General features: G+C 72.6%; 20 protein-coding genes and 1 pseudogene. 6 read left to right on the top strand and 15 right to left on the bottom strand.

Annotated features, from left to right (window positions below; translation table 11 throughout):
• The 5 genes from ACTVZO_RS36875 to ACTVZO_RS36855 form a co-directional block, all read right to left on the bottom strand.
• Complete coding sequence (locus tag ACTVZO_RS36875) at positions 1 to 750, bottom strand: dienelactone hydrolase family protein (protein WP_443302495.1); 750 nt, start codon at positions 748 to 750, stop codon at positions 1 to 3.
• A gap of 194 nt (positions 751 to 944) precedes the next feature.
• Positions 945 to 1,514, bottom strand: coding sequence for a hypothetical protein (locus ACTVZO_RS36870; RefSeq protein ID WP_443302494.1), 570 nt, complete (start codon positions 1,512 to 1,514; stop codon positions 945 to 947).
• 48 nt (positions 1,515 to 1,562) lie between these two features.
• Positions 1,563 to 2,639 carry an AraC-like ligand-binding domain-containing protein gene (locus ACTVZO_RS36865; RefSeq protein WP_443302492.1) on the bottom strand — a complete coding sequence of 359 codons (1,077 nt, stop codon included), beginning with the start codon at positions 2,637 to 2,639 and terminating at the stop codon, positions 1,563 to 1,565.
• Between the two features lie 275 nt (positions 2,640 to 2,914).
• Complete coding sequence (locus ACTVZO_RS36860; RefSeq protein WP_443302491.1) at positions 2,915 to 3,832, bottom strand: hypothetical protein; 918 nt, start codon at positions 3,830 to 3,832, stop codon at positions 2,915 to 2,917.
• Between the two features lie 10 nt (positions 3,833 to 3,842).
• Positions 3,843 to 4,226 carry a hypothetical protein gene (locus ACTVZO_RS36855; protein ID WP_443302490.1) on the bottom strand — a complete coding sequence of 128 codons (384 nt, stop codon included), beginning with the start codon at positions 4,224 to 4,226 and terminating at the stop codon, positions 3,843 to 3,845.
• Positions 4,227 to 4,646: 420 nt separating this feature from the next.
• Between ACTVZO_RS36855 and ACTVZO_RS36850 the strand changes: the two genes are divergently transcribed.
• Positions 4,647 to 4,847 (top strand): hypothetical protein, encoded by a 201-nt coding sequence (locus ACTVZO_RS36850; RefSeq protein ID WP_443302489.1) that lies wholly within the window; start codon positions 4,647 to 4,649, stop codon positions 4,845 to 4,847.
• 274 nt (positions 4,848 to 5,121) lie between these two features.
• Here the strand turns inward: ACTVZO_RS36850 and ACTVZO_RS36845 are convergent, their stop codons facing one another.
• Positions 5,122 to 5,502 (bottom strand): toxin Doc, encoded by a 381-nt coding sequence (locus ACTVZO_RS36845; protein ID WP_443302488.1) that lies wholly within the window; start codon positions 5,500 to 5,502, stop codon positions 5,122 to 5,124.
• Positions 5,503 to 5,504: 2 nt separating this feature from the next.
• A complete protein-coding gene (locus ACTVZO_RS36840; protein WP_443302487.1) occupies positions 5,505 to 5,750 on the bottom strand; it encodes an antitoxin MazE7 in 246 nt (81 codons plus the stop codon).
• Positions 5,751 to 5,899: 149 nt separating this feature from the next.
• On the opposite strand from ACTVZO_RS36840, the gene ACTVZO_RS36835 reads away from it, so the two are divergent.
• Entirely contained in the window at positions 5,900 to 6,205 is a 306-nt protein-coding gene (locus ACTVZO_RS36835) for a hypothetical protein (protein ID WP_443302486.1), read from the top strand.
• 10 nt (positions 6,206 to 6,215) lie between these two features.
• Positions 6,216 to 6,704 (top strand): flavin reductase family protein, encoded by a 489-nt coding sequence (locus ACTVZO_RS36830; protein ID WP_443302485.1) that lies wholly within the window; start codon positions 6,216 to 6,218, stop codon positions 6,702 to 6,704.
• Between the two features lie 85 nt (positions 6,705 to 6,789).
• Here the strand turns inward: ACTVZO_RS36830 and ACTVZO_RS36825 are convergent, their stop codons facing one another.
• Positions 6,790 to 7,884, bottom strand: a complete 1,095-nt coding sequence (locus ACTVZO_RS36825; RefSeq protein ID WP_443302484.1) for a carboxylate-amine ligase — start codon at positions 7,882 to 7,884, stop codon at positions 6,790 to 6,792.
• An 86-nt stretch (positions 7,885 to 7,970) separates the two neighbouring features.
• On the opposite strand from ACTVZO_RS36825, the gene ACTVZO_RS36820 reads away from it, so the two are divergent.
• The gene (locus tag ACTVZO_RS36820) at positions 7,971 to 8,381 is read left to right on the top strand and encodes a hypothetical protein (protein ID WP_443302483.1); all 411 of its coding nucleotides are present in this window, start codon (positions 7,971 to 7,973) and stop codon (positions 8,379 to 8,381) included.
• Here ACTVZO_RS36820 and ACTVZO_RS36815 read toward each other — a convergent pair.
• Together ACTVZO_RS36815 and ACTVZO_RS36810 are read right to left on the bottom strand one after the other, a co-directional pair.
• A complete protein-coding gene (locus ACTVZO_RS36815) occupies positions 8,364 to 9,665 on the bottom strand; it encodes an NAD(P)/FAD-dependent oxidoreductase (RefSeq protein ID WP_443302482.1) in 1,302 nt (433 codons plus the stop codon). The two genes, ACTVZO_RS36820 and ACTVZO_RS36815, sit on opposite strands and share 18 nt — an antisense overlap.
• A 145-nt stretch (positions 9,666 to 9,810) precedes the next feature.
• Positions 9,811 to 10,241, bottom strand: a pseudogene (locus tag ACTVZO_RS36810) (hypothetical protein); the annotation flags it as partial.
• A gap of 101 nt (positions 10,242 to 10,342) precedes the next feature.
• On the opposite strand from ACTVZO_RS36810, the gene ACTVZO_RS36805 reads away from it, so the two are divergent.
• Together ACTVZO_RS36805 and ACTVZO_RS36800 are read left to right on the top strand one after the other, a co-directional pair.
• Complete coding sequence (locus ACTVZO_RS36805; RefSeq protein WP_443303386.1) at positions 10,343 to 10,918, top strand: MepB family protein; 576 nt, start codon at positions 10,343 to 10,345, stop codon at positions 10,916 to 10,918.
• Between the two features lie 9 nt (positions 10,919 to 10,927).
• Complete coding sequence (locus ACTVZO_RS36800; protein ID WP_443302481.1) at positions 10,928 to 11,824, top strand: NAD-dependent protein deacetylase; 897 nt, start codon at positions 10,928 to 10,930, stop codon at positions 11,822 to 11,824.
• On the opposite strand, the gene ACTVZO_RS36795 is transcribed toward ACTVZO_RS36800, so the two are convergent.
• The 5 genes from ACTVZO_RS36795 to ACTVZO_RS36775 form a co-directional block, all read right to left on the bottom strand.
• Positions 11,772 to 13,274, bottom strand: a complete 1,503-nt coding sequence (locus ACTVZO_RS36795) for an amino acid permease (protein ID WP_443302480.1) — start codon at positions 13,272 to 13,274, stop codon at positions 11,772 to 11,774. The two genes, ACTVZO_RS36800 and ACTVZO_RS36795, sit on opposite strands and share 53 nt — an antisense overlap.
• A gap of 72 nt (positions 13,275 to 13,346) precedes the next feature.
• Positions 13,347 to 14,753: a glutamate decarboxylase gene (locus tag ACTVZO_RS36790; RefSeq protein ID WP_443302479.1), complete on the bottom strand. Its 1,407-nt coding sequence runs from the start codon at positions 14,751 to 14,753 to the stop codon at positions 13,347 to 13,349.
• 199 nt (positions 14,754 to 14,952) lie between these two features.
• Positions 14,953 to 15,207, bottom strand: a complete 255-nt coding sequence (locus ACTVZO_RS36785) for a hypothetical protein (RefSeq protein ID WP_443302478.1) — start codon at positions 15,205 to 15,207, stop codon at positions 14,953 to 14,955.
• Entirely contained in the window at positions 15,204 to 16,076 is an 873-nt protein-coding gene (locus tag ACTVZO_RS36780) for an isocitrate lyase/PEP mutase family protein (protein ID WP_443302477.1), read from the bottom strand. Before ACTVZO_RS36780 ends, ACTVZO_RS36785 begins: the two co-directional genes overlap by 4 nt.
• Positions 16,077 to 16,298: 222 nt before the next feature.
• Positions 16,299 to 17,495, bottom strand: coding sequence for an MFS transporter (locus tag ACTVZO_RS36775; protein ID WP_443302476.1), 1,197 nt, complete (start codon positions 17,493 to 17,495; stop codon positions 16,299 to 16,301).
• Positions 17,496 to 17,766 lie beyond the last annotated feature (271 nt).

Raw genomic sequence — 17,766 nt, 5'->3', positions numbered from 1 at the left:
TCAGTGGCCGACGAGGGTGCGGTCGAGGAGTGGGAGCAGGCGGTCCCAGTGGCGTTGCAGCGCGGCGGGGTGGAAGGCGTCGGTGTCGGACATCGTGAAGCCGTGGACGGTGCCGGGGTAGACCTCGCTCGTGTAGCCGACGCCCGCGGCCTCGAAGGCCTTGTCGAGCTCCGCCAGGGCCTCGGGGGTCAGATCGCCTTCGGCGAGACCGAGGTGGACCTGGGCGGTGAGCTCGGAGAGCAGGCGGTGCGGGCTGTCGGGCGCGTCGGTGACCAGGAAGCCGGGGTGGAATCCGGCGACGGCGGCCACCCGGTCCGGGTGGGCCGCCGCGGTGCGCAGGGCCAGGGCGGCGCCCAGGCAGTAGCCGACCGTGGCGACCGGTCCCGCGCCGGCCTCGGGCTGCGCCGCGAGGAAGCGGAGGTAGGCGTCGGCGTCGCGCAGGACCCGTTCGGTGGTGTGCTCCTGTACGAGGGGCATGAGCCGGGCGAAGAGCGCGGGCCGGGCCTCTGATCCGATGTGCTCGGGAAGTTCGACCACCGGCGATGGACCGTGCCGGTAGTAGAGGTTGGGGACGAGCACGTAGTAGCCGTGCCCGGCCAGTTCGCGGGCCTTCGCCTCCAACTCGGGGCGTACCCCGAAGGCGTCCGGGTACAGCAGCACCCCCGGGTGCCGCCCTCCGTGGTCGGGGAAGGCCGCGAAGGCGTCGGCCTGGCCGTCAGCGGTGGGAATCCGAAGTGTCCTGGTGGGCAAGTTCTTCCTTACGTGGAGTCCGCTCAACCGTGTGCCGCGTTGCTGTCCTCGGCTCGATCGAACATACATCGCCCGGCGCAACCCGCCGCGCGACGGCTCCCGTTGCTCGGCCGGAACGCCACTCCCGGATGCCTTCAGCTGCGGAGCGCCGTCCGGCATCCGGCATCCGGGAGCGGTGCGTCAGTGCCGCCGGATCAGTGCCACGCACCGCAGGCGACGAGCCCGCGGTCCATGCTGTAGAGACAGGCGCGGACCTTGAAGGGAGGCCCGTCGTACAGGGGCTCGGACCAATTGGACTGGTTGACCACCGGGTTGAGGATGCCCTCCCACGAAGCGCCGTTGTCCTCCGACCTGTCCATGTAGTGCGAGAAGCTCCCGGTGTACACGTTCCCCCAGGTGCGGGCGTACTCGTGCCGGTCCCCTCCCAGCTCGGTCGCCAGCATGAACCAGCCCCAGTTGTCCGCGGAGTACTTGCGGCAGTAGTACACGCCGCTCACGTTGCAGTTGCTGGCGGCGACGGCCGCTTTGCCGGGCAGCGGTTCCTCTCTCAGGATGACCGGGTTCTGCCACGAGCCCGGACGCGCGTCGGGGTCGTGGGTGACGCGGGTTCCCGGGGCCGGGGGCGGGGTGGCCGTCGCGGCGGCGGCCGGGCCCGTATCACCGGGTGCCGGCTGGGCCTGGGCGCCCGTGGTGAGAACGCCTGCGGTGCACACGGCGAGGACGGTCGCGATGGTGGCCCTGCGCCAGGTGGTGAAGCGTTGCATGTTCCCTCTCCTTCGGAATGCGGATGGAGCGCTCATGAGACGGAGCGCTCATGACGGATGCGGCGGCCGGTGGTCGCCCGCCCGTTCGTTCATCACCCCGCCCGCGGCCGCTCTGCGCTGCTGCCGGGGCGTGGCGTGGGGCTTCGCGGGGCCGCCGTGGGCGTGGCGGTGGTCCCGCGGGGTGCGGTCGTAGGCGGCGCGGAAGCTGCGGCTGAATGACGCCGGGTCGCTGAACCCCCAGCGGGCCCCGACCGCGTGGACCGGCAGGCCCGCGAGCCGCGGGTCGACGAGATCGGCGGAGCAGCGTTCGAGCCGGCGCCGGCGGATCGTCGCGGACACCGTCTCCCCGCGGTCGGCGAAGAGCCGGTGGAGGAGCCGTACGGAGATGTGGTGGCGGGCCGCGACGACCTGCGGCGACAGGTCCGGGTCGGCGAGGTTGTCGTCGATGAAGGCGTCGATCCGGCCGAGCAGCATGCGGTGCCGGGCCGGAGGCGGCAGGCTGTCCGCGGCGTCGATGTGGTGCGCGAGGAAGGCCGTTGCCAGGTCCGCCGTCATGACGGCGATCCGGCGGCCGTCCGCTTCGCTCAGGTGCTCCGCCTCCTGCACGACGGAGGTCAGGTGCCGGGCCAGCACCGCCCCGACGCCCCGGTCCGACACCAGGCCGCGGGCGAGGAGCCCGTCCACCCGCGATTCCGGGAGGGCGACCAGGGAACGCGGCAGGTGCAGGACGATCGCGTCGGACGGCACGGCGCCCGGCCCGCCGACCGGGGCCCGGCTGCGGGAGGGGGTGGACGAACTCCAGAGGTTGAAGTCCCCTGCCGACAGGGCGGCTTCGCGCCCCGCCTGGGAGACCTGGAGCGACCCGGTGAGCAGGAGCGTGAGTTCGTACGTCTCCGGGTCGGACCGGCGGATCAGCCGGTCGGTCCGCTCCGAGCTCATCGCGGGAAAGGACATCCTCGCGATCCTGACGTCGTCGAGGGGCAACAGGCCCATGCTGACCCTGAAGTCGGCCGGGTGGTCGGCCGTCACCCGGGTCGGGCCGGCCCCCTTGCTGACCATTTCGCGCCACCACTCGAACCGGTGCTCGGCAGGCAGATCCCCCGCGTCGAAAACCGTGAAGCCCATGTGCCCCTCCCCCGTACGGCAGGGATCCACCGTTGGGGGGCGGTTCGGGGGGCGTCCATGCGGCCGTTCCGCCGGGTGGCCGGATACCGCACACCCCGGCAGCGGGGAGCGGAAGCGGCGCGTGGGACGGCCCTGCTCGGAGGGACGCGTGACGGCACGGAAGCGGACGCGGGCGGGAGGGAGCGCGGGGGCCCCGGTCCGGCGGGGCGATTCGGCGCGTTCGTACGGGTCGGGGTACGGGTCGGGGTACGGTCCGTGGCGGCCGTCGCGCCGCGTCACGGGCCGTCCGCCGGGGGCAGCAGGGCGGCGGTGCCCGCGTCGACGAGGATCCTGGTGGCGTCACCGGGAGAGCCCGCCGGCCCGGTGGCCGTCCCGGTCGCGGCCCCGGTCACCGACCCGCTCGCCGACCCGGGGAACGACCAGGCAGGCCGCCACCCGCCGCCGACCGGGACCGCGAGCAGGACCGGCCGACCGGGCGGCACGCCCGGACGGGCCGCGGCGGCCACTGCCGTGGCCTGCTCCTCACCGACCTCGACGGGTGCGAGCCGCGGGTCCGGCTCGTCCACGGCGACGAAGGACACCGCGGTCCCGGAGCGGTCGACGACGATGTCCAGCCGCATCGGCATGAGGACCGAGTCCACCGCGCGCCGCCACGAGATGACCCGGCGCCCGGTGTCGCCCAGGGCCCACGACGTCACCCGCGCGCCGTCGGCCCACGGGAAGTGGGCCCGCATGAACTCCTCTCCCCCGCGCTGTTGTTCGGCGGGTCCGCCGCCGGCGTGGGCGTCCTCGTCGTCGCCGTCGCCATCGTTCACCTCCATGCTCCGGGTGCCGCTCAATGGCTTGAGGTCCGGCCAGGAGAACTCCGTGTACCCCTGGCCGGAGGTGACCACCACGGCCTCGGCCGCGGGGTCGGTCCCGCGCTCGACACCGGTGACGGGGACGCCCGCTCCCCACAGCGCCCGGGCGGCCCCCTCCGCCCGGGCGCGCTGCTCGCCGGAGAGGGCGACGGCCGTCGGAGCCGCGGGCGCCGCGGACCCCGTACCGGCCGGCGAACCGAGCGCCACGGCGAGGACGGCGAGGACGGCGCAGAGTCCGGTGACGGCCAGGAGGACACGGCGCGGTGTCCGGGCCCCGGCGGGCGCTGGGGCCGCCCCGCGGGCGGGGGTTGCGCGGAAAGGGATCCGGCTCATGTCCCCTCCTTCAGCAGAGGGTGACCGGGGGGACCTCGTAGCGCGTCCCGCCGGAGTCCATGAACCCGACGACCGCCGAGCAGTCGCCGTAGTAGGAGGTGCCCCAGGTGAAGTAGCGGGTGGTTCCCTTGGACTGGGTGAAGGCACCTTGGTCCCACCACGTGCCACCGCGGTTGTAGTGCCCGAACCGGGCGGTGATGGTGGAACCGCCGGTCTTCTCGTACGAGTTGCTCACCTGGGCCCGGTCTGCGGCGTCGCGGTTGGCGAGCTGGGTGCAGAGCACGCCGTTGCTCAGCCTGGTGCAGGCGACGGTGCGCGCCTGGGCCGGGGCGGCGAGGCCGACGGTGGCCAGGGCGAGGGCAACGCCGACGAGGGCAGGGGCGATCCTGCGCATGGGTCTCCTCCGGAAGGGGGTGGGGCGAAGTGGAGTGGGTGGGGTGGGGCTCGGTTGGGCGGAACGTGCGTCCTGCGGCACCCGGATCCAGCCGGGGTCGTACCGTGCGGTGCCGTGCCGTGCCGTGCCGTGCCGTGCCGTGCCGTGCCGTGCCGTACGCATACCGTGCGCGTGCTGCGGGTGGCCGCTGCGGGCCGGCCTGAGCGGTGGTCCTGCCGGCGGCTCCGGACTTGAGTATCCGTGCCGCTGCGACCCTGCCGCGTTGACGTGGCGTGCCCGCTTCCTTGGCACTGGGCGCACGCCCCGCTGCCGACATCACCCGAACACCACGTTGCGTAGCGCTGCTGATGCGTGCCGTGACGCCGCGTGCCAGCGTGGTCGGGAGGAATCCACCCACCCACGCATCGAGGAGTGGCCGTCATGGGCGGTATGAAGGACAAGCGCCAGGAGCCGGGCAAGGGCCGCGAGGAGCAAAGGCGCCCCCAGGCGCCCGGCCAGGACCCGGTCCACCCCGAGCCCGGCACCCCCTCCCGCAGCGGCAAGAGCCCGGAAGAGATCAGGCGGCCCCGCGAGGAAGAGCCGCTCCGGGACGACGAGTACAACCTGCGCGACGGCGACTGACGGGCTCCGTCACGCCGCACACGGAGCTCCGGAGATTCGCCCCCGGCCGCGGCCCGGGCTTCGGCCCACCCCCGTGGCAGGCAGCGCCATCTACATGCTTTACAGTTCAACCACCACCCGCGGTACGCCTGCGTTCCAGCAGCCGCGCCACGGGTCCAGCACACCACGGCCGCCCGACGCCCCCGTAAGGCGGCCCTCCCGGGGGCTGGCGCCCCACCCCCGTGCGCGCCAGCCCCCACCTCTTCGACGAGGCGTGCCGCGGCGGGGGTCCCGGTCAGGCGTGGGGCGTCATCGCACGCAGCCGGTCGGCCACGCCGTACACGCTCAGGCGCAGGGCCCGGATGTCCGCGATGAGGGCGCGCCAGGGTTCGAAGGCGGTGTCCACGTCCTTGCCGGAGGCCTTGATGTAGGCGATGGCGACGCCGTAGCCGAAGTACTCGTTCCTGGCGGGGAGGGGCCGTACGAGGACGAGCTGCTCCAGCAGGGCGGCCGCCCGCCAGTGCGCGTCGGGTTCGTCGGTCTCGAGGGCCGGGGTGTTCACGCGGTGCCGGGCGACCGCGGCGACGAGACCCGAGTAGTCCAGGACCCCCAGCTCCCGGCCCAGGAGTTCCTCCTGGCGGTCGAGGAGCCACCGGAGGTCGATGTGCAGATCCAAGATCAGGCCGCCCGGTGCGTCTTCACGGACGCGGGCAGCCCGCCGAACTCGGCGTCGAAGGCCTCGGCGATGCCCGGCCGGCTGACGGCTTCGCGGAACGCGGCGGTGGCCCGGCCGAGGGCCAGCTGGTTCTCCTCCTCGATGGCCAGCTCCGCGAGATACGCCCGCACGCTCTTGCCGCGAGCGGCGGCGAGGGTGGCGAAGCGGTCCCGGGTCTCCGAGTCGATCTTTACGGTCGTGTCTGCCATGGCATGAGTATGCACCGACGCATACCTGGGTGAATACCCCGCGAAAACCCGGGTACGGGAGTGGACGGCGCCGTGCGCGAGCGCCCCAGGGGCGCGCGGGGGCCGACGCGGGCACACTGGCAGGACGACGAATGCAGCAGGGAGGCCGGATGAGCTGGGCATCGTGGACCACCCCCGGGATCTTCGCCGGACGCAACGGGGTACAGACCGGCGAGGCGGGGCCCGTCCTGACGGGCGAACTCGCCGTGCACACCACCTGGACCGAGGCCGACGGCCTGGCGCACATCACCGTGCAGTACAGCGGCGCGTCCGACTGGCTCCCGCTCGCGGGGAGCCCCGTGCCCTGCGCCAGCGAGTCCGCGAGCCGCACCCTGCACGACGCGGTCATCCACGCGATCCGCGCCGGAGCCGTCCTCCCCCTGGAGGCCGACACCCCGGCCCCTCCCGCCTCCTGATCCGGCTGTCATGGGAGGGCTGGATGCGTTCACCGGGGTACTCGACTATCCGATGTACGTCGTGACGGCGGCGGCCGGGGACGAGCAGGCCGGCTGCCTGGTGGGCTTCGCCTCCCAGTGCTCGATCGACCCGCCCCGCTTCATGGTGTGGCTGTCCAGGGCCAACCGCACGTACCGGATCGCGCGGCAGGCCTCGCACCTGGCGGTGCACGCGTTGCGCAAGGACCAGAAGCGGACGGCGGACCTCTTCGGGGAGCAGACCGGCGACGACGTCGACAAGCTCGAGCGGATCGCCTGGCGCCTTCCGGCCCACGGGACCGCGCCGGTGCTGGCGGACGCGGGAGCCTGGTTCGTCGGCCGGATCGAGGAGCTGCTCGACGGCGGAGACCACGTCGGGTTCCTGCTCTCACCCGTGGAGCAGAGCCCGCCCGGTCCCGCGCGGCCGCCGTTGCTGCTCTTCAGCGACGTCCAGGACCTCACACCGGGGCACCCGGCCTGATACGCCGCGCCGCCACGGGGCCGCCCGGCCGGAGGCTCATGGACCTTGGACGGGGACTCAGGGACGGAGACTCACGGACGGGGACTCACGGCTCGGTGGCCTCGGCGGTGATGAGGTCGGTGAGGGCCGGGAGGCCGCCGTCGGCGAACGCGCGGCGCTGGCGGTCGGCCGGGGTGCCGCGGCGCAGGAGCCGGTGTACGAGCGAGTTCACCTCGCGGAGGTCGCCGGACTCCTCCAGGGCGGGGCCGATGTGCCGCAAGAGCGTGCACAGTACGTCCCCGCTGCTGCGGGGCCGCCCGTCCAGGTCCAGCAGCGTGCTGCTCAGCCCGTCGCGGGCCGCGTGCCAGGTGGCGGCTTGCAGGACCTCGGGCTGCCAGGGGACGGGGGCCGCTCCCGCCCGCTCCTCGGCCATCGCGGTGACGACGAGGGCGCGGACGATGCCGGCGAGCATGACGGCCTCGTCCGCGTCGAGCTGCACGTCGCAGCAGCGCACCTCGACGGTGGGGTAGCGCTCCGACAGCCTCGCCTGCCAGTAGAGCTGTCCCCGGTCGGCGATCACCCCCGACACCAGCAGCGCATCGGCCCGCGCCTCGTAGTCCGCGAGCCCCGCGAACCGCGGCAGGGGCCCGCTCACCGGCCAGCGGCCGAAGATGATCGTGCGCCAGCTGGCGAAGCCGGTGACCCGCCCGTCCCACAGGGGCGAATTGGCGGACATGGCCAGCAGGGCCGGAAGCCAGACGCGCAGGCGGTTCAGGACCGCCACCCCGGTCTCCCGGTCGGGAATGCCGACGTGGACGTGCATCCCACAGATCAGCTGCTCGTCGACCAGCAGCCGGGCCTCGCCCCGCATCCTCAGGTACCTGGGCCGGCCGGTGACGGGTACGGGTACGGCGTCCCTCAGCGGTGCGGCGCCGGAGGCCGCGATGCGGCAGCCGTTCGCCTGGGCCGCGGAGGCCACCGCGTGCCGCAACCGGAGGAGATGGCCGCCCACCTCCTCCAGGGCCTCGCACACCGGGGTGGCGACCTCGATCTGTGCCTGGAGCAGCTCGTCCTGGACCTCCTGGGCGTCGGCGATCGGCGCCAGGCCGGCCGTGGCCCGCACCTCTTCCACGAGCGGCACGGGGAGCAGCGTCACCGGGTCTACCAGCAAGTACTCTTCCTCGACCCCGACAGTGACCATGCCGGACGGATACCCGCAACGGGCGTGATCATCCGGGAAGCCGGCCGGCGTTCTACTCTGGTACCGGGAACTTCAGGGAGGCCCGCATGGCGGCCCACCACCGGTACCACGTGGATCAGGACGGGCACTCGATCACCGTCCTGAGCGATGTCCGGCGCCGCCGCGCCGACGTGCTGGTCGACGGGAAGACCGTCGCGTCCGTGCGCGTGCCCCGCCGCGGAGCCGCCTTCCTCCGGGGCGAGCTGCCCGGTGATCCGCCGGATCCTCCGAAGCCGTTCCTCATCCGCGTGAGCCACGCCTACGATTCCGGCGACGTTCCCCCGTGTGCGCTGGAAACGGACGGCATGCGCTACCTCATGCCGTCGGTCCCCCTCACGCGGGAGGAGGAGTGGCCTGCCGAACCCACGCCGCCGGCCCGGACCCCCGGCGAACTCGCCAGACGATGGCGAAACCGCGTCCACCGGACCGGCCGGGGCGGGTCAGGACCGCGTGTCTGACGGGTGCGCGGCCGGCGCTGCCGCCCTGCGATGCCTGAGGTTGACGACTGAGGCCTTGGCCAGTGCCAGGGGGTTCAGGAAGCGCAGCGGGCCGATCAGGCGGGAGCCGAACCGGTGCACGTGCCGCGCCACCGATGCATCGCGCGCCGCCGCCGAGAACACCAGCCGCTCCAGGGGGTTGAACGGGCGGGCCTTGGCGTAGTCGACGGCCAGGTACTGGTGGCCGCGCAGCTTTCGCCGGTGTGTCCGCCCGTACGCCGCGAGCGCCCTGTCGAGGTCAGCGCGACCGGTCGCGGCCGCGGCGACCGCTTCCGCCAGCCAGTGCGCGGACTCCAGCGCCCACCCGCATCCCACTCCCCACAGGGGATCGCCGGTCAGGGCCGCGTCGCCGATGAGCGCGACGCCCGGTGCGGTCGGCTTGCGGCTGTGCAGCGGGTAGTCGACCGTCCCGATGATCTTCGTGATGCGTTCGGCGGAGTCGATGGGCGGCGCCTCGGGAAGGGCGCGTACGAACTCGAAGAAGCTGCGCTCCAGGTCTTCCCGGAAGGCGGGCAGCCGCTGCTTGCCGGGGAGCACCGCGAGGACGGTCACGCCGTCGTCGTTGGGGAACGCGTAGGCCATGTCGGGTTCGAGGAACCAGGTGTGACCGATCCCGTCGTGGAGCGGGAGGTCGCGGAAGTGCGCGAGGTAGCCGAACCGGGCGTTCTCGTACTGCCGGGCGGGCACTCCGGCGAACTTCGCCACGGCGGAGTCCTTTCCGTCGGCGCCGACCACCAGGCGGGCCCGGATCTCGCGCTCGCCCTGCGGGGTCGACGCGCACACCCCGAGGGTTCGCCCGGATTCCCGCACCAGTCCGGTCACCCGGTGTCCGAGGAGCAGGTCGACGCCGGGGGTCTGCGCCGCGCGCGACCTGATCAGCGGGTCGAGGACGCTGCGGCGGATGTTGTACGCGTACGGCAGTTCGGGGCCACCCGGCGCGGCCGTCGGCCGGATCCATCCCCAACGGGTGTACCAGCGGGCCTCGTTGCGGACGGCTCCGGCCTTCTCCAGGGCGGGGACGAGCCCGAGTTCGTCCAGCACCGGGTAGGCGTTGGCCGTGATCGAATGGGTGCACAGCACCTTGTACGCTTCCGGGTCCGAGCGGCGTTCCAGCAGTGCGACGCGGGCACCGCGCCGGGCGAGCAGGATCGCGGCGGCGCTGCCGGCGAGGCCGGCTCCGCTGATGACGACGTCGTAGTCGTAGACGCGTCCCGGGTCCGTGCCCGTGCTCTCAGGCTTGGTCATGCGCCGATCGCCCCCTTCGGATCGTGGTGCCGTTCGTGGGAGTGGTGCGGTGCCCCCCTGATGTCAGGCACATGGCGAATTGTAGAGAGCCGGGCCGCGGACCGGGTGACGGGTGACGGGTGGTCAGGCTGCCGGCCGAGAGGGATTCCTCGCCCAGGTGGGTCAGGAGCCCGCTGATGCGCGCGGCCAGGTCGGTGATCGCGATCCCCGCGGGGCCGACCCAGACGGGCGGCGCGACGAGCAGGTTGACCAGCAGCCCGACCGCGGCGCCGATCAGCGTCCCCAGGACGCGGTCCCAGGCGGTGTCCGCGACCTGGGCGACGCCGAGGACGAGCATGGCGCTGATCGCGACCGCGGGGACGAACTCGTCGACACGGACCAGGTGACCTGGACGACGAGCAGGGCGGCCAGCGGTGCGGTCAGCGGATTCGGCTCGCTGCCGAGGCGGAGCGCGACGACGTAACCGATGACGGCCGCCGCGGTGGACCGCAGGGCCTGAACGGCGACGGGCTCGCGACGGCGGTGGGCGATACGGACGGCGAGTGCACTGATCATTTCCGGCATGCCTGCCCGCATGCCCCAGGCGGACCCGGGCGACACGGCACGGACGCGCCGCCTCGACGAGGTCGCACATATTCGTCCAGTCGTTCGATATCTGGCAGGATGCGGGAGTGACGATGGAGCGTGAGGGCGGTACGGGGTTCGGCACCGCCGATCCCGGGGCCTGGGTACCCCGGCCCGGGATTCCCGGCGACCTGCTGAGGGCGAAGACGCTGGTGTACGACCCGAGCGGCCTCGACTGCTCCCGGCCGGTGCCCGAAGCGGAGGGTGCCGAGTACGGGGCGTGTGCGTTCGCCCTGGACGGCCTCGCGGTCAGGTTCCGGGTGGCCAAGACGACCCCGACGAAGGCCGGGCAGTTCGTGACGGTGTGGAAGAGGTCCGTGAACGGGCCGATCCAGCCGTTCGACGCGGAGGATCCCGTCGATCTGTTCGTCATCAGCGCCTGCCAGGGCGGACGGTCCGGGCAGTTCGTGTTCCCGCGGGAGGTGCTCCGCGACCGGGGCATCGTCTCGACGAAGGGCTCCGGCGGGAAACGCGCCTTCCGCGTCTACCCGCCCTGGGTGACCGCCCCCAACCGTCAAGCGCAACGCACCCAGACCTGGCAGGCGGAGCACTGGCTCGGGCTTCCCGGGGACGGGCCCGTCGACATCCCGCGCGCGGTCGCGCTCTATCACCCCCGCGCCGTTCCGTAGGCTGGAGGCATGCGGATGCGCCCCACTCTGAGCTGGACGCCCTCCGGGGACCTGCGGCCCGGCAGCACGGATCCGGAGCCGGTCGCCGGGGCGTTGCGGGCCGGCGGGGTGCTGGTGCTCAGCGGGGCGGGGATGTCCACCGAGTCGGGGATCCCGGACTACCGGGGCGAGGGCGGGAGCCTGCGTCGGCACACCCCGATGACCTACCAGGAGTTCACCGCCAGCGCCCGGGCCCGGCGCCGGTACTGGGCGCGCAGTCACCTCGGCTGGCGTACGTTCGGCCGGGCCCGGCCGAACGCCGGGCACCGGGCCGTGGCGGCGTTCGGCCGGCACGGGCTGCTCTCGGGTGTGATCACCCAGAACGTGGACGGGCTGCACCAGGCCGCCGGCAGCGAGGGCGTCGTGGAGCTGCACGGGGGCCTGGACCGGGTCGTCTGCCTCTCCTGCGGGACCTCCGGCTCGCGCGGTGCACTCGCGCGGCGGCTCGAGGAGGCCAACGCGGGCTTCGCGCCGGTGGCCGCCGGGCTGAACCCGGACGGCGACGCCGACCTCACCGACGATCAGGTCCGGGACTTTCGCGTGCTGCCCTGCTCGGCATGTGGCGGCGTCCTCAAACCGGACGTGGTGTTCTTCGGCGAAGCCGTTCCGCCGCGGCGGGTCGAGCACTGCCGTGAGCTGGTCGCCGGAGCGACCTCCCTGCTGGTCCTCGGCTCCTCGCTGACGGTGATGTCCGGGCTCCGGTTCGTCCGTCTGGCGGCCCAGGCCGGAAAGCCCGTGCTGATCGTCAACCGGGACGTGACCCGCGGCGACCAGCACGCCGTGACCCGGGTCGCCCTCCCCCTGGGCGCGACCCTCACCGCCCTCGCCGACCTGCTGGACATCCCCGTGGACGGCGCCGGCGGCTGATGAGGATCGGGGCGCCGGTGAAGACGATCAGGCCGGCGGCGACGAGGCCGACGTACAGGGCGGGGCTTCCGATCGGGAGCTGGGCGGGTGGGACGAAGGAGAGGACCAGGGCGAAGGCCACGGCGGTGAAGCCGGTGCCGGCGACGGCCCACATGCCCTTCTTTCCGCCGGGGATGGTGAAGCTGCGCGGCAGGTCGGGGCGGGTGTGGCGCAGCCGGATGGCAGCCGCGTACAGGAGCAGGTACATCACCAGGTAGAGGGAGACGGTCATGGCCGAGATGAGGAAGAAGGCCGTCGACACGCTCGAGGTGACCAGGTAGATCGAGGAGATCAGGGACACGATCAGCCCCTGGACGATCAGGATGTTGCGCTGGGCTCCCTTCTTGTTGGTGCCCTGGAGCACGGCCGGGAGGTGGCCGTCGTGCGCGGTGGCCAGCAGGGCCTTGCTGGGGCCGCTGATCCAGGCGAGGGCGCCGCTGAGGGCTCCGTAGCAGACGAGTGCGGCGACGACGGGGACGAGCCAGCCGACGTGGAGGGCTCCGCCCAGGACGCGCTGGAAGGCGTCGAAGACGCCGGTGGTGATGGAGATGCGCTCGTACGGGAGGATGCCGGCCACGGCCAGCGCGCCGGCGGTGAAGATGCCGAAGGTGAGTGCGGCGCCGATCCACATGGCCTTGGGGTAGCCGCGCTTGGGGTCGCGCAGGTCGGAGACGTGGACGGCCTGGGACTCGGCTCCCGCGAAGAGGAGCAGGATGCCGGCGAGGAAGGCGAGCGTCGCCAGGCCGGTGAAGGCGGGGAGCAGGCGCGGGGTTCCGGTGGCGGTGGTGACGGCGGCCGCGTGGGCGTGTTCCCAGCCGATGGGGTGGCCGGAGGCGACCCAGTAGCCGAAGAGGCCCAGGAGCAGCAGACCGGGCAGGGCGGTGCCGAGGACGAAGCCGCGCTTGGCGATCTTCACGAGGAGGCCGGTGCCGCTGAGGGCCACCAGGGTGGCGAGCCAGTACGCGCCGATGCAGAACAGGCCGATGAAGACGTGGTCGGCCCCGAGGGAGGGGTCGCGGACGGCGAAGGCGACGGCGACGGCCGCGAATCCCAGGCCGGTCGGGTACCAGACGACGTTCTGGATCCACTGGAGCCAGACGCCGACGAACCCGGTGCGCTTGCCGAAGGCCTCGCCGATCCAGTCGTAGACGCCGCCCTTGCGCTGGGCGAAGGCGCCTCCGAGCTCGGCGGAGACGAGGGCTGCGGGGATCAGGAAGAGGAGGGTGGCGAAGCCGATGTAGCCGAACATCGTCAGTTCTTCCTCGGCCATCATCGGCAGTCCGCGCAGGCTGGTGATGACGGAGGCCGCGGTCATCAGGCCGAGTGCGGGGACGGTCAGGCCGCGGGCGCGGCCCGCGCGCAGGACGGTGCGGGCCGGGTCGCCGCGCGGGGGGCGTCGGTGGATGGACATGGGGGTGCTCCGTTCGGGTCATGGGTGGGAGGGGACGCGGCCGGGCGTGTGCGCAGCGGCGTGCCGCGGGCCTCAGTGGTGGAAGGAGACCGGGCCCGTCGCGCCGGAGTCCCCGGCCGTGCGGCCGAGCTGTGTCACGGCGCGCCGCAGGTCGGCGAGGAACAGGGAGGCCTTGTCGCGGCTGATCTCGCGGCGGACCAGCACCCGGTGGATCACGGTGTCCTGGCGGCCTGCGGGCAGCGGGTACGCGGCGACCTGCCAGCCGCGTTCGCGGAGCTTCGCGGAGACGTCGTAGAGCGTGAAGCCGGCGCCGTCCGGGTCGGTGAGGGTGTACGAGACGCCCGGCAGGGCTCCGCGTCCGTCGTACAGGAGGGTGAAGGGGCCCAGGGCCGCGATCTCGTCGCCCAGGTGGGCGGCGGTGTCCAGGAGGTTGCGCTGGATCCGTGCGTAGCCTTCCCGGCCCAGCCGCAGGAAGAGGTAGTACTGCGTGATGATCTCCCCGCCGGGGCGGGAGAAGTTGAGGGCGAAGGTGGGCATGTCGCCGCCGAGGTAGTCGACGCGGAACACCAGCTCCTCGGGAAGGTGGGCGGGGGTGCGCCAGAGGACCCAGCCGACGCCGAGGGGCGCCATCCCGTACTTGTGCCCCGAGGCGTTGACGGACACGACCCGCTCGACGCGGAAGTCCCAGACCAGCTCCGGCTGGGCGAACGGGGCGATGAAGCCCCCACTGGCGGCGACGACGTGGACGGGCACGTCGAGTCCGGTGTCGGCCTGGATCGCGTCGAGTTCGGCGGCGATCGCCGCGACCGGCTCGTAGTCGCAGGTGAAGGTGACGCCGAGAATGGCGACGACTCCAATGGTGTTCTCGTCGACGTACTCCCGCAGCTGCTCGGGGCGCAGCCCCGTGGCGCCCGGCAGCAGGGGCACTTCGCGCAGTTCGACGTCGAAGTAGCGGGCGAACTTCTTCCAGCAGATCTGCACGGGTCCGCACACCAGGTTCGGGCGGTCGGCGGGCAGGCCCGTGGCCCGACGGGCCTTGCGCCAGCGCCACTTCATGGCGAGGCCGCCGAGCATGCACGCCTCGCTGGAACCGGTGGTGGAACAGCCGAGCGCGCGCCGGGCGTCCGGGTTGTTCCACAGGTCGGCGAGCATGCGCACGCAGTGCTGTTCGAGCTCGGCGGTCTGCGGGTACTCGTCCTTGTCGATCATGTTCTTGCCGAGGGTCTCGGCCATCAGCCGGCGCGCCTCGGGCTCGCTCCAGGTGGTGCAGAACGTGGCGAGGTTCTGCGAGGCGTTGCCGTCGAGCTCCAGTTCGTCGTGGACGAGCCGGTACACGGACTCGGGGGCGGCGCCGGCGGCGGGGAAGTACGTATCGGGGAGGATCTCGCGGCCCAGGGGGCCGCCATAGACGCCCTCCACGCCCGCGGCGGTCTCAGTGGTCTTGGCTGTCTCGTTGGTTGCAGTGGCTTCCGTGGTCACCGGGTCACCTCACACGTGTGCGTCACCTGACACCTTCAAGACAACGCCCGAAATGTCACGTTCGGGCGCTCTCGGAGGTCCCCGGATTCCGCCGAAAGCCCCTTCCGCTTCGAGTCGGACCGCATGTTTCGGATGCCGGCTACCGGCTCCGGCCCGCACGGCGCCCGCGAAGGCGCCGTGCGGGCCGGATCGGCTCGGCTCAGCCCTCCTCGGGCTCCAGCTGGGCCACTTCGAGGAGCGTGGCGAGCACGTCCGCGGCACTGCCCTCGTGATCGCTGCCCGCGGTTCCGCTTCCGCTCTGGAGGTTGGCCGTCCGGTCGACCTCGACCACGGAGTCGGCGTGCGAGTTGTCGATGACGGTGATCAGGCTCCCGCTCGCGGCGGCCGGGGCCGCGCCGCCCCCGAGGACGGCGACCGCGAGGAAGGCGGCCGCCCGGATGCGAGCGCCGGTCACACGCCCACGCTCTCGCGCGCCCCGGGTACCGGGTGGTGGCGCGTGATGTTCTTGGCCAGCAGCTGGGTGGACTCCCCGACCCCGACCTCCTCACCCCCGTCGGCCGCGGGCAGCCGTCCGTCGGACAGCCTCAGCTCGGCCAGTGCCGTGTCCATCGCCTTGTGCGCGGCGAACAGGCACGGCGTGCTGTAAATGGCCACGTCGACGCCGAGGTCGGTCAGCTCGCCCAGGGACAGGCGGGGCGACTTGCCCCCGGCGATCTGGTTGAACAGCAGCGGCTTTCCCCCGACCGCCTCGCGGATCCGCTCGATCCACTCCACGCTGCGCACCCCGTCGACCAGTACGACGTCGGCGTCCGTCGCCGCCAGGGCCTGCGCCCGGTGGACGATGTCGGCCTCCTCCGTCGCGTCGGTACGAGCGACGACGACCAGGTCCTTGCGGGTGGCCAGCACCATGTCCAGCTTCTCCAGGTACTCCCCCAGCGGCAGCACCTGCTTGCCGTCCGCGTGCCCGCACCGCCGCGGACGCTTCTGGTCTTCGAGGATGACCCCGGACGCGCCCATCCGCTCCAGGCCTTCCACGACGTGACAGGCCACCTCGGGGTCGACGTACCCGTCGTCGATGTCGACGAGGAGGTGGTGGCGGGGGAAGGCGCCGCGCAGCCGCTGGACGAAGGCCACCATGTCGGGCCAGGCGATGAAGCCGATGTCCGGCAGCCCGTAGTACGAGGCCGCGAAGCCGAACCCGGAGACGAACATCCCGTCGTAGTGCTGGGCCGCCACGGAGGCGGAGTACATGTCGTACACCCCGATCAGCGGGGTGGTGCCCGGCTTCGCGATCTGTTCCCGCAGCTTGTTTCCGTACGTCATGGTTCGGTTCCTCCGAGGGTCGCGTCGGCACAGGGAAGGTCGGGGGCCGTCGCGACACGACGGCCCTTTACGCGATGTGGATCTTCCCTTGGTGAAGTCCAGACCCTTCGCTTGTGAAGCCTTTACTCACCCCAACGGCGCAGTCCGTTCACCACAGAAACGTCTCTGGTCGTCCGACTGACCGACAGCCGGCGCCCTCATGGCCCGATCCGGCCCCGGGGCTTACGCGCCTACGCCGTCCGGCCGTACGCCGCGCATCCGCCCGTACGCGTACACGCAGCCCGCCAGCGCCAGGTCCGACAGCAGCATGAAGCCGATCGAGTAGGAGTCCTTGGCGCTGTACACGGCGCCCATGACCAGCGGCGGCACGAAGCCGCCCAGCCCTCCCACCGCGCCGACGATGCCGGTGACGCTGCCCACCTGGGCCTGCGGCGTCACCTGCGCCACCAGGGCGAAGACGCTGCCGCTCGCCGTGCCGAGCCCCGCCGCGATGCACAGGAAGCAGATGGTTCCGACCGGATCCAGAGCGGGGTCGAACGCCTGGACGATGGCGAGGAGGGCGACGAAACCGAGGGCCGCGGCCGTGACCAGGGCCGGGTGGACGCGGTCGGCCAGCCAGCCGCCGAAGGGGCGGGCGACCACGGTCAGCAGGGCGAATCCGGCCGCCTTGGTGCCCGCGTCGGTGGGCGAGAGTCCGTACCAGGTCTTCAGGTACGTGGGCAGGTACACCCCGAAGGCGACGATGCCGCCGAAGCCGATCGCGTACAGGGCGGACAGCTCCCAGGTCACGCGCAGCCGCCCGGCCCGCCCGAGCCGTACGGTCAGCGACTCGTCGGGCACCGGGCGGTCGGGGCGGTCCCTGAGCAGCAGGGCCGCGAGCACGGCGAACAGGGCGAGCGCCGCGGCCACGACGAGGAAGGGCAGGGTCTCGCCGTGCCGGGCGATCCGCGGGGTGAAGTAGCCCGAGAGCGCGACTCCGCCCATCCCCATGCCGAAGACCCCCAGACCGAAGCCGCGCCGGGCGGGCGGGAACCAGGAGTTGACCAGCGGGACGCCGATGGCGAACGTGGTCCCCGCCAGGCCGAGCACGAAGCCGACGGCCAGTGTCGCGGCGTACGAGTGGCGCGCCGGGATCAGCAGCAGCACCGGCACGATGGTGAGCGCGGAGACCAGCGGGAACATCAGGCGGGCGCCGTAGCGGTCGGTGAGCGCTCCCACCGGGACACGGCCGACGGAGCCGACGATCACCGGCACCGCGACCAGCAGGGACTGCTCGAGCGAGCTCAGCCCGAGGCGGTCCCGGTAGTCACTGCCCAGCGGCGCGATCAGGTCCCAGGCCCAGAAGGTGAGCGTGAACCCGACCGTGGCCACGAACAGATTGCGATAGGCGGCGGGCGAAGGTCTCTCGGTGGCTGCCACGCCCTCACGCTACGCACCGCCGTCCCGGCCCGCGCGACGGGCTGCGCTGTTCGGCGCAGCGATCCGGGGAGCCCCGCGCGGGTGGCGGATTCTCGACAAGATCCGTAAATTCTGACGCAGAGAGCCACACTGGCCGGAAATATTTGCTCAGTTTGGTGAGATGCGCACTGATGTTTCATCATCATGACTGCGCGTCACTTTTGACGTGCGTCGAGGAGGCGGGGGCGCCGGGGGTCCCCCGTTCCCACCGGTCGGGCCCGCAGGCGAGTCC

It is taken from the genome of Streptomyces sp. IBSNAI002 (assembly GCF_052244475.1).
GTDB lineage: Bacteria > Actinomycetota > Actinomycetes > Streptomycetales > Streptomycetaceae > Streptomyces.
The sequence above is the reverse complement of the archived record's forward strand: the minus strand, read 5'-3'. Positions and strand labels throughout refer to the sequence as shown.